An 11465-nucleotide genomic window follows, 5' to 3' on the forward strand; every position below is an offset into this window, starting at 1 on the left:
TACTTAATTGGTAAATACCTATAGTTAATCTTTGAAACGCTCCCATTTTATGAGCATAAATTTATCTCCTAGTTCGGTAACAACAACACCAGCACCTTTGATATTGATGGTATTAGTAAAATACTCCCCTAACTCGATACCGTTTAAGATCTTGTAAGTGGGATGGTAATTAGAATTATAGGGACGTTTGATATTGTATTTTTTTACCCAATTCATGATACTCACATGGGAGATTCCTAGAATACGCTCGATCTCGCGATAGGATAAGCCTTCTAAATATAACTGAAGTGATTTATTTACGTAATAATCATCAATTTTCTTTCCTATCTTATTGACAGAGAAGAAGTATTGACATTCTTTACACTTGTATCGTTGTCTGTTATTTACAATCCCACTTTTAATGTTTCTATCAGAATTGCAATTAGGACATATTTGAATTTTCATATATACTAATTTAGCATAAATATATTAATTTAGCAATATAATTGATATTTATAGATAAGAATTAACTGATTTTATTATAAATGAATAATGTAAAATCCAACCTGACTAATTTTAAAATATTTAAATCAGTCAGAATTATGATGGGTATAATCTTAGAAAATTTAAGTGTTTTATAAATTTTAAACGTCTGAAATGGAACTATTATATGTTCAGACAAGCAAATTAGTCCTCTATAAAAAGTGTCTTTTTATATCCGTATAATACCATTATGAATTTTAAATGTCGGTGTAATAAATTGATTTTTTTTTGTTTTAATAAGGCTAAAAATACAAGCATAGCCTTTGTCACGGTTCTATTTTTCAACGATAGAAAAATAAAAAAGAAACAATTTATAACGACATTTGATGCTCAATTTGGTGTCAGTTGGACTTATTAAATTACTATTCAATGTAAAAAAATAGCTTATAAGGTATCCAGCGGTACAATTCTTAGAAAGTCGATCACAACTCCTTAGTAGGTTCAACGGCAGGTAAAGGGACCGCAAGGCTATCCATCAAAACACTGTCTATCTTAATGGGTGGATTTGCTAATAAGGAATCTCTGATTCTTAGACTTTCTAAGTATATACTATCATTTTTATAATAGCTAGTAGACTCTAAAGCGTTTTTCTCACTGTATTCAGGACAGGAAAAGTAGGGTTGGTCGTATTCAAAATTAGTCAACAAGGGGTTCTTCCAACTGCTTAAACTTTTAAACATAGATGCTACCATAGGCATTGCGGTTCCAGCGCCACTACCCATGTAAGTGCTTTCAAAATGGACTCGCTTATCTCGAGCGCCTACCCAGGAACCTATCACTATTTCTGGGGAGCAAGCAATAAACCAACCGTCTCCATTATTTTGTGTGGTACCTGTTTTTCCTATGATGTTATAAGGAATCTCATAATTGCTAAATCCAGCACCAGTTCCATTTGTCAAAACTTCTCCCATCATTTGTTGAAGTTTTTTCACACTGTGTCTACTCGCCACATTGCCTTCATATTTGGGCTTTGCTTGGTACAAAATAGTTCCTTTTTGATCGGTTATGGTTTGAATCATGTAGGGTTTTATAAGACTTCCACCATTAGAAATGCTCGCGTATGCGGTTACCATTTCCATTAAGCTAATAGGAGCTGTTCCCAAAACTATAGAAGGAACCTCTGGAATATCAGAGGTAATGCCCATTTTTTTTGCTTTTTTGATCGTATTTGGAACACCTACTTGTAATTGCAATGTTGCTGATACGGTATTTACACTATTAGCTAGTGCACCGTGTAAACTGTAGCTGCCTCCATAGGTGCCGTTGCTATTTTTGGGTTGCCAGTCTTCGTATTTACTATACTTACGAAGGGAGTTGTCGTAATAAGTGCACGGATCAACTCCTTGCTCTAAGGCCGTGAGATAGGTGATAGGTTTGAACGTAGAGCCTACCTGATTTTTACCTTTTATGTTATCTATTTGTGAGAATCCGTAATCAATACCGCCTAAATACCCCATAATGGCGCCACTACGGCTGTTCATAGCGAGAATACCCGTGTGTAAACGCACTAACGAACTGATAATACTGTCTTCTACAGTCTGCTGTCGCAGCTCAAATCCTTTTCCTATTTTCCAGTACCTTCTCGCTTGAGTTTTTTGCAGGTATTGGTTGATTTCGTTTTCTGTTTTTCCTTCGGCAAGCATTTTTTTGACAATTGGCTGAATGGACATCAGGTTTGACATAAAGGCTTGCTTTCCACCTTCAGTGGTTTTACTGGTCCAGTTCTTATCCATCAAGTTTTGCAACCTGAGCATTTGTCGTTCCATGGATTGCTCTGCATATTTCTGAATATTAGGTTGCAGCGTAGTGTAAACCTGTAAACCGTCTAATTCTAGATCATAAATTTCTCCATTAGGAGCAGGATGATTTGCTGCCCAAGAGTTAAATTCTGCTCTGACGTAATCTTTGTAATATCCAGAAAGCGAAGAGTTTTTTTGAGCTGGACTGTATCTAAGTGTCAACTCCGTTGTAGCGACATCAGCCTCTTTCTGAGTAATGGCGCTATTTTTTACCATTTGCGCCAGCACAACGTTTCTACGGTTTGTCGAGTTGATAGGGTTTTTTCTTGGATTGTAATAGGTGGGTGCTTTGAGGACTCCTACCAGTGTGGCACATTCTGAAAGGCTTAAATTTGAAGGGGTCTTACTGAAAAATCGTTGTGCAGACTTCTCGATCCCGTAAAGGTTTTCACCAAAGGATACGGTATTAAAATACAGTAACAGCAGTTCTTCTTTAGTATAAATTTTCTCTAAACGTTTTGCTATAATAAGTTCCCGCATCTTATTGATGGGTGTACTCAATAGCCACATTTCTTTGCGGCCAAAAATATTTTTTGCTATTTGCTGGGTAATGGTACTACCGCCGCCTTTTCCTTGTTGCATTAAAATAGACTTTACAAAAACTCGGGCATAACTTTTATAGTCGATACCTGAATGATCGTAAAATCGCACATCTTCTGTGGCTACTAATGCCTTTATCAGATATGGATTTAATTCTAAGGAATCAATATTACTGCGATTTTGAAGATAGAAATAGGCGATAGGCTTTTTATCACTTCCATAAACGGTAGATGTTACTGGGTTTTCAAGCTTGGCCAATTCCTTTTCATTGGGCACATGACCGAATAGTCCCATATAAGTACCTAAAAACAAAATCGCGACAAAAGAAACACCTGCAAGCATCAAATAACCTAGGGACTTAAATGGATGCTTTTTCAAATAATTGAAAAAGCTCGTTGCTTTAGCGGCTATTTTTTGTCGAAATGATGTTGCCATAATTTGAAAATTCTAAAGGAATATTTGAAACGAATGTAGCTTGTTTTACAGTAGTAAGTTCAACTTTTATGATTCCCATTGTTTTTATTTAATATCTGAATGATACAAATAATAAGGAGTAGTTCCATGTTGATATAAACAACAATCCTCTGCTACCTAGTATTTAAGCCATTGAAAGATTTAGGAAAGAGAATGTTATTTGGTGAATAGCTAAAAACATGGACCTCTTACTCCAGCTATGTCCTATTGCAACTAAGCTTATTACTACTTTGAAAGTGAAGACCTGCACACAGGAGGGAATTATTTTGATGAGTCTATTAGATAATTACCAAGCACTGCTATGACGACAGAACCAAGCGTTCAGACAAACAATACTACAGGAGTTCATATTTTTTCACATCTCCTATATACATAGGAATCATCTTAAATTTCATGATTTAAGTCATTGGTATTCCTTTAGGTAACAGCTAGTTTTACAGATGAGCTGTTATAAATAAAGAAAAGCCATCTAGTCACACGACGATTTCTAGGCCGTAGAAGTTTGTTGAAGTAGTAATAAAGTATACATCTAAGTAGCATATAGAACTAGGGGTTGATTCCTACCGTTTCAATGTGACTTATTTATTCACCTCTAGAAACACCTCTGTAGAAAAATAAATCGCAGACTAATCAAGTCGGACGAACTCCTAAAAGGCGTGAGGTGTGCAGCGATAATGTCTCCGTATAAAATTAAATATCTATATAATGAAAAAACAAAAAACATTAGGCATTTGGATGGATCATTCTACTGCAAATTTGATAGACTTAGAGTCTAAAAAAGACAATCATTCGATAGTATCAGATTTTACTTTTGACACACAAGAAGAGGCCTTGAGTAGAAGTGAAAACCTGATGCATAACAAAAGACAGCAAATGCATGAAGCTTACTACAAGAAAATTGCAGCTGTTATTTTAAAATTTGAACACGTGCTTTTATTTGGTCCAACCAATGCAAAAACAGAACTGTATAATTACGTGAATGCCGATTTACGTTTTAAGCATATAAAAATAGAAACTAAAGCGGCCGATAAAATGACCGAGAACAAGAAGGTTGCTTTTGTTAGGAATTATTTTGAACATCTATAAAACAGTTCCTGATATATATTAGTTGGTATCTGATTTTGTCCCGTAAAACTTGTCAAATATCACGCATGCTGTCAAATCACCGGTTACATTAACAGCAGTCCTAAACATTCCTAAAATACGATCAATACCTATAATGATTATTAGGCCATCAATAGGAATGCCTGCGCTTTGTAATACAGATGCAAGAATAATAACGCCACCCCCAGGAATAGCAGGTGTCCCTATAGAAGCTGCTACCACTGTAAAGGTGATTAATAGAAGACTCATCACAGACAATTCTATACCATAGGCTTGCGCCATAAATAAAGTGGTCACACATTGGAACAATGCCGTTCCATCCATATTGATGGTAGCGCCAATAGGGACGACAAAGTCACTGATATGTGAAGATACTCCTAACTCTTCATCAGCTGTTTTCATAGAAATGGGCATCACTGCTGCCGAGCTTGCTGTGGAAAAGGCGAGTAGTTGAGGTTCTTTGATCGCTTTTAAAAAGGCAAACGGATTCTTATTAGTAACTACTGATACCAGTATCAAATAGAATATCAATAATACGAGCAGGCCTATAATTACCACAATCATGTAATACCCGAGACCAAGGAATATTTCAATACTGGTTCTTGAGAGTAAGGCAGCCATTAAACCAAAAACGGCGTAAGGAACGAGCATCATTGCCCAGGACACTACAATCATGCATATTTTTTGAATGGCTTCAGAAAACCGAACGATAGGCTTTGCTGTTTCTGTACGAAGTTGGGTAATTGCTACACCTATAATAATGGTAAAAATGACCACACCCAACATTTCTCCTGTTAGAATAGACTCCATCGGATTATTAGGAATAAGGTTAGATATCGCGTTAGGAATGTTACCGATAATATCCGTTTGTTCATCAGGCACTATTGGGCTCTGACCACTGTTAGGAAACCCACCTAGCTCAAAAATATATTGACCAGGTTTCAAAATTAGTGTTACAACTACTCCTATCACTATGGCTATGGATGTGGTAAAAATGAAATATAACAACAATCGAAGACCAAAGGTTTTAAGGTTATCTGACGTGTTCCCTACAATTCCAGTAATTATGGATGTAAATATCAATGGAATCATAATCATTTGAACCATTCTCATAAAAATCTTACCAGGAAGGTCCAACCAATCAGCCATCAGCAAACTCATGTTTTCTGGAACTAATCCTGTTGATGGATTGAGTAGAACTCCTATTCCAGCCCCTAAAAGGAGGCCGATAATTACTTTAAGCCACAAACGGCCTTTAATAAGCTGATCTAAATGAACAGATAGGTTATTAAGAGATCTGAATTCTATCATATATTTATTCTTAATGTTTGATAAGAGTATCAAAACATTGGTTGCTTTTTATCTATTTAAAAATGAGGCGCTTTATAATCATGTCTTATAAAAACTAATACGGCAGGTGTTTATACCCGATACCAAAGTAAAATTGGGATGCTTAGGTGGTTTTTATTTCCGCTTTCGCGAAAGCGAAACAAACAACTATAAACGAGACCACAATAGACTTTAAAACTTGATATAAACAACCTTTTACTTACTCTACTTTTAAAATGCTAAACCTGTTATTATCCTCTGTAACGGCTATAAGATGAGGGCTTATGAATTTAGAGTGTATAGTAGGGATGTCTTGTTGTAATTTTAATTTGTAAAACAATAAGTTATACGGTCCACGGATGTGTAAAGCCATCTTGTTTTCAGTGGTGATAATTAATTCATTATAACTATAGCTTACTATATCCTTACCTAGTACATTGGTGCCATTCGTATCTGTTTTATAATGCTTAATAACCCTCGCATAACCATTTTCAAACGCAGTTGCAACTATATATACTGTCGGTATCACTGTTTCCCCTTTGGTATTTATATAACCATAATAGTGGACGTTTTCTCGCATTTCTTTGATAAGACACAAGCCGTTACTAAACAAAGGATACTGCTCTGGCGCAGCTACAACGTCTTTTCTAAAGTCTATAACAAGTGTTCCATGGAGATCTATAAAACCCCAGCTATTATCTTTGCTTACCGCTATAAGGCCATCATTAAAATCACCTATTTTGTCGATATTTTCAAGTTGTTGTGCACTTGCGGGGTCAACTATACAGAAAAGGAATACCAGTATTAATTTAAGAGCTTTCATAATTTTAATTTTAGGGTTTCTATTTGGGTGAAATTAAGTTGCTATCTTATCTAATAAAATGATGAATGTCAGTTGAATTTAGCGAAATAAGTTATTTAGGGAACAGGAATAGGTGGTACAAATATCTATGAGTCTTATGACATCATTCATATGAATTTCTGCGATAACGGTCATTTTTTTTACTCCTATATCAGACGCCTGTTAGGAGAAACACCTTTGTTCTAAGTAGAATTTCTATAACTTAAGAACTTACGTTTGCTTCTTTTTTATAGGTTTAAGGCTTGTCGAAGTGTCTTAGGTATGGAAAACAAAAGGTTCTTCTAAATCTGTTCTATAAATTTGCTTTAAAAGAGGTTTCTTAGGTCTGTAAAGTAGCTTGTGATACGGTATATTGTGCTTCTTTCACTTCATAAAACTAGTAAGTACTTCCTTATCAACCTTAATATTCAATAAAATGAAATACAATACCTACATCAAAAAGTCCACATTAGTTTCTGAAATTGGTTTAGGAACCTGGCAATTAGGTGAAAATTCGGGCTGGAAAAGTATGTCTGAAAAACAAGCTATTGATCTGGTTCATAACTCTGTAGCATCTGGAGTGAATTTTTTTGATACCGCACCTAATTATGGTCATGGGACAAGTGAGATAAGGCTTGGAACAGCCTTACACCCTTTGGATAGAAGTAAGGTAGTGATCAACACAAAATTTGGTCATACGGTTTCAGGAAGGATCAATTATGATTCCAATTACATCCGTGAATCAGTAGAAGGTAGTTTGAAAAGATTACAAACAGATTATATAGATTCTGTCATCATGCACAGCCCGCCTATTGAATATCTAGACGGAAATAAAAACCCACATTATGAGGTGTTTGAAGAGTTAATCAAAGAAGGTAAAATCAATGCCTACGGAGCTTCCCTCGATACTTCTGAGGATATGAAGCTTTTTATGGATACCACAAAAGCTAAAGTTATCGAGGCATTTTTTAATATACTCCATCAAGATACGGCTTCAGCATTTGCTTTGGCACAAAAAAAGGATGTTGCAATTATTGCAAAAATCCCTCTTGATTCTGGATGGCTTTCAGGTACATATAACGCAGAAAGTACTTTTAGCGGTATCAGAAACCGATGGTCAAAAATGGATATTATCACCAGAAGTAATTTGATAAAAAAAGTAAAAAATATAATAGACCATGAAAATCGTCTCGCACAGGCAGCGATTTCATTTTGTTTAGCATACGATGCGATTTCAACCGTTATCCCAGGTACTACTTCCATTGCTCAGTTAAAAAGTAATTTAGAAAGCGCAGAACGTCCTATGCCCAAAGAATTGGTTCAAAAATTGGAAGATTTTTATCAAAACGAAGTGAAGCTTCTTGATCTACCCTGGTAGATAGAATGAGGCCTGTTGGGCTTTATATTCTTTTTCAAAGAAGAATAGAAAGTAGTGCCTAACTAACTAAAATTAAATACAAAGTCTTTTGTTAAACACTTTAGATCATCACCGAGAAGGTGCTTAAGCCGGCGACTTTATAATATTAAGTAATCGACTTAGTAGGGGTAGTGATCACCTGTGGAGCCTTATAATTTGATATAGATAAGTGATATATATCATTTGATACGGCAAGTGGCATTTCTACATTTACTTTCTAAAACTTCATATAATGAGTGATTTCAGAAATAGGCCGAAGGACAATTACATTCAAGAAGCCAGCTGGCAAAAGCTATACATCCTATCAGAACAATGGAAAACAGATCTTTTGTTTTTTAGAGACGATATCAGATTTCTACACCATCTTATCGATAAATATTTTCTATGGATTTCAAAAAAGGAGCATATTGATATGGTTCAGGAAATAGAAATCAACTTACTCCAAGTAGATAAACAAGCTGCTTTGTTATTGGAAAGAACCAACAAGCATTTACATCATCTCAGCCACTGCAGTGATGATCCTTTTAGATATGATTCACATCAATTTAGAGACGAACATGGAACTCTTGAAGAGGAGCTTACTCAATTTGTAAAAGACTTTAGAAAGAATCGAAGAGAAGTTTTTAAAATTACAGAATACATTATGGAGGGAGAAGAACTGGTGAGACAACTCAACATCATTACCCCAATTACCCCATAATTTTTATTCCATAAACTAAGGAATAGGTAAAAAATAAACGCAACTATGAAAGATCTACTATTAGAAATAACAGAACTTACGACTAAGATGGAAACCAATTATCCGGAGCTCTATCGTTCTTTAGATGAAAACCCAATCACTCTTGCCACCTCTAGTCATCCACATGTGGATGAGGAGGTAATGAAAGAGTATCTGAAAAGTCTAAAGCAACTACTTCAACACCATATAGAGACTCATAAGAATTGATCATGGGAGAAATAGCAAAATCAGATCGGCAAATAACATTGTTCTATAGCTCAAAGTCTTCGAGGGCAAAACAAACTTTGGCGTATGCTAAAGCTGAAGGATTGCCCATTCAAGAAATAGATATCTTAAAAACAAAACTTACTGGAACGCAAATAGTCGAGCTTGCTAGTAGATTGCATAAAGAAGTAGCAGACCTTGTCAACCAAGAACACCCTGCATATTCATCTATTTTTGAACATCACAAATTATCTACAGACGATTGGATAAAAATGATACAGCATAATCCGCAGCTTATGAAACAGCCTATTGCTTTAAGAGGTGATACGACTATCTTAGTAGAAACTCCCGCAGATATCATTAAAATATAGATCGAGTATATGACGAATAAAGCAACGAACAAAGCCATTTATATTGCCACCACATCTTCCAATAGTGGTAAGTCCATTGTATCTATAGGATTGATGCAATTGCTATTAAAGAAGGTCGTTAAAGTAGGCTATTTTAGACCCATCATCGATGATATTGAGCCAGGTAAGCTAGATAATCATATTAATACGATCACCTCCTTTTTTAATCTAGATATTAAATTTGAAGATGCATATGCTTTTCAACGAAGCGATGTATTACGTAAAATAAATGAGGATAAAGATGATGAAATCATCCATACTATTATTAACAAATACAAGGCTATTGAAAAGCGTTTTGATTTTGTCATTGTAGAAGGGACCAGTTTTTCTGGACAAGGCTCTATGATCGAACTTGATATTAATGTAGTCATCGCAAAAAACTTAGGTATTCCAGCGATCATTTTAGCTAGTGGTGAGGGAAGTACTCTAGAAGGATTGGTCAGTGATCTTCAAATTACTTATGATTCTTTTAAAGATAGGGAGGTGGAAGTTTTATCTGTAATTGCTAATAAAGTAGCACCAGAGAATCAAGCTTTAATAGTTGCTGAGTTAAGGAAACAGTTGCCTTCTAACGTCATTGTAAATGCGATACCATTAAATCCTATTCTGTCTAATCCGTCTATCAAAGAAATTGTTGAAGAGCTACATGCGACGGTGCTTTTTGGAGAATCTCATATCAATAATCAAGCAGGATATTTTAGCGTAGGGGCCATGCAATTACGTCATTACCTCACCCATCTAAAAGAAAATAGTCTTGTGATAACCCCAGGCGATAGAGCAGATATTATATTGGGAGCTTTACAAGCAAATATTTCAGTTAATTATCCCGCTATATCAGGTATTGTGCTTACTGGTGGTCTTTTACCAGAAGAGGCGATTATTAAACTGATCGAAGGTCTTGCAGAGGTAGTTCCCATCATTTCAGTAAAAGGGGGCACCTTCTCGGTTGCAAACCATATAGGAACTATAAAATCACAAATCTACGCACAGAACATACAAAAGATAGAAACCTCCATAAAGGATTTTGATACTTATGTGCAAGAAGATGCGCTGGTAGAACGTCTCATTACCTTTAAAACGAAAGGAATTACTCCTAGAATGTTTCAGTACAACCTATTAAAACAGGCAAAGTCCAACAAAAAACACATCGTACTGCCAGAAGGACTTGACGAGCGTATTTTAAGAGCCACCAAACAGCTTATTGATGCAGATGCAGCATTCATAACCTTATTGGGTGATAAAGAGCAGATAGAAGATAAAATTGCGTTCCTAGACATAGACTTAGATCTAGATAAAGTGACTATTATTAATCCTGTTAAATCTGTAGATTTTGACGCTTTCGCGAAAGCGTTATACGAGCTGAGAAAACACAAAAATGTAAATCTTGCCATGGCAAAAGATTTGATGGAAGATGTGTCTTATTTTGGAACTATGATGGTCTATCAAGGAAAGGCAGACGGGATGGTCTCAGGAGCCGCTCACACTACCCAGCACACCATAATGCCAGCACTTCAATTTATAAAAACAAAACCTGAAGCCTCTATCGTATCCTCTGTATTTTTTATGTGTCTAGAAGACCGTGTTTCTGTATTTGGAGACTGCGCGATCAATCCCAACCCAACAGCAGAGCAGCTTGCTGAAATAGCAATTTCTTCTGCAGCAACAAGTCGGGCATTTGGTATAGAGCCTAAGATTGCTATGCTATCTTATTCCTCTGGTGTTTCGGGAAAAGGGGAAGATGTAGAGCGTGTGCGTATAGCAACAGAATTAATTAAGCAAAAACGCCCTGATCTAAAAGTAGAAGGCCCTATACAGTATGATGCCGCGGTAGATATGAAAATCGGAAAAGCAAAAATGCCTGACTCTGAAGTAGCAGGACAGGCTAATGTGTTTATCTTTCCTGACCTCAATACAGGTAATAATACTTACAAGGCCGTACAACGAGAGACCAAAGCTCTTGCAATTGGGCCCATCATTCAGGGTTTAAATAAACCGGTGAATGACTTAAGTAGAGGCTGTACCGTAGAGGATATTTTTAATACGGTTGTAGTTACTGCCATTCAAGCTCAAGGAGTTTAAATCAAAA

At 35.9% G+C, this 11465-nt stretch carries 10 protein-coding genes; 6 read left to right on the top strand and 4 right to left on the bottom strand.

Annotated features, from left to right (window positions below):
* Window positions 1-24 precede the first annotated feature (24 nt).
* Window positions 25-444 (bottom strand): terminase gpP N-terminus-related DNA-binding protein, encoded by a 420-nt coding sequence (locus tag F0365_RS10230; RefSeq protein ID WP_169933595.1) that lies wholly within the window; start codon window positions 442-444, stop codon window positions 25-27.
* A 500-nt stretch (window positions 445-944) separates the two neighbouring features.
* The gene (locus tag F0365_RS10235) at window positions 945-3296 is read right to left on the bottom strand and encodes a transglycosylase domain-containing protein (RefSeq protein WP_169933596.1); all 2352 of its coding nucleotides are present in this window, start codon (window positions 3294-3296) and stop codon (window positions 945-947) included.
* A gap of 744 nt (window positions 3297-4040) precedes the next feature.
* On the opposite strand from F0365_RS10235, the gene F0365_RS10240 reads away from it, so the two are divergent.
* Window positions 4041-4421 carry a hypothetical protein gene (locus F0365_RS10240; protein WP_169933597.1) on the top strand — a complete coding sequence of 127 codons (381 nt, stop codon included), beginning with the start codon at window positions 4041-4043 and terminating at the stop codon, window positions 4419-4421.
* Window positions 4422-4439: 18 nt separating this feature from the next.
* Here F0365_RS10240 and F0365_RS10245 read toward each other — a convergent pair whose 3' ends face one another.
* A complete protein-coding gene (locus F0365_RS10245) occupies window positions 4440-5750 on the bottom strand; it encodes a dicarboxylate/amino acid:cation symporter (RefSeq protein WP_169933598.1) in 1311 nt (436 codons plus the stop codon).
* 238 nt (window positions 5751-5988) lie between these two features.
* Entirely contained in the window at window positions 5989-6591 is a 603-nt protein-coding gene (locus F0365_RS10250; RefSeq protein ID WP_169933599.1) for a WG repeat-containing protein, read from the bottom strand.
* 454 nt (window positions 6592-7045) lie between these two features.
* Here F0365_RS10250 and F0365_RS10255 point away from each other — a divergent pair, with 454 nt between their 5' ends.
* From F0365_RS10255 to pta, 5 genes are all read left to right on the top strand, one after another.
* On the top strand, window positions 7046-7987 hold the full coding sequence (locus F0365_RS10255; RefSeq protein ID WP_169933600.1) for an aldo/keto reductase: 942 nt from the start codon (window positions 7046-7048) through the stop codon (window positions 7985-7987).
* Between the two features lie 271 nt (window positions 7988-8258).
* Entirely contained in the window at window positions 8259-8726 is a 468-nt protein-coding gene (locus F0365_RS10260) for a hypothetical protein (protein ID WP_169933601.1), read from the top strand.
* Window positions 8727-8771: 45 nt separating this feature from the next.
* A complete protein-coding gene (locus F0365_RS10265) occupies window positions 8772-8972 on the top strand; it encodes a hypothetical protein (protein ID WP_169933602.1) in 201 nt (66 codons plus the stop codon).
* Between the two features lie 2 nt (window positions 8973-8974).
* Window positions 8975-9340: an arsenate reductase family protein gene (locus F0365_RS10270; protein WP_169933603.1), complete on the top strand. Its 366-nt coding sequence runs from the start codon at window positions 8975-8977 to the stop codon at window positions 9338-9340.
* A 9-nt stretch (window positions 9341-9349) separates the two neighbouring features.
* The gene (pta, locus tag F0365_RS10275) at window positions 9350-11458 is read left to right on the top strand and encodes a phosphate acetyltransferase (protein ID WP_169933604.1); all 2109 of its coding nucleotides are present in this window, start codon (window positions 9350-9352) and stop codon (window positions 11456-11458) included.
* Window positions 11459-11465 lie beyond the last annotated feature (7 nt).

It is taken from the genome of Nonlabens sp. Ci31, from assembly GCF_012974865.1.
Lineage (GTDB): Bacteria > Bacteroidota > Bacteroidia > Flavobacteriales > Flavobacteriaceae > Nonlabens.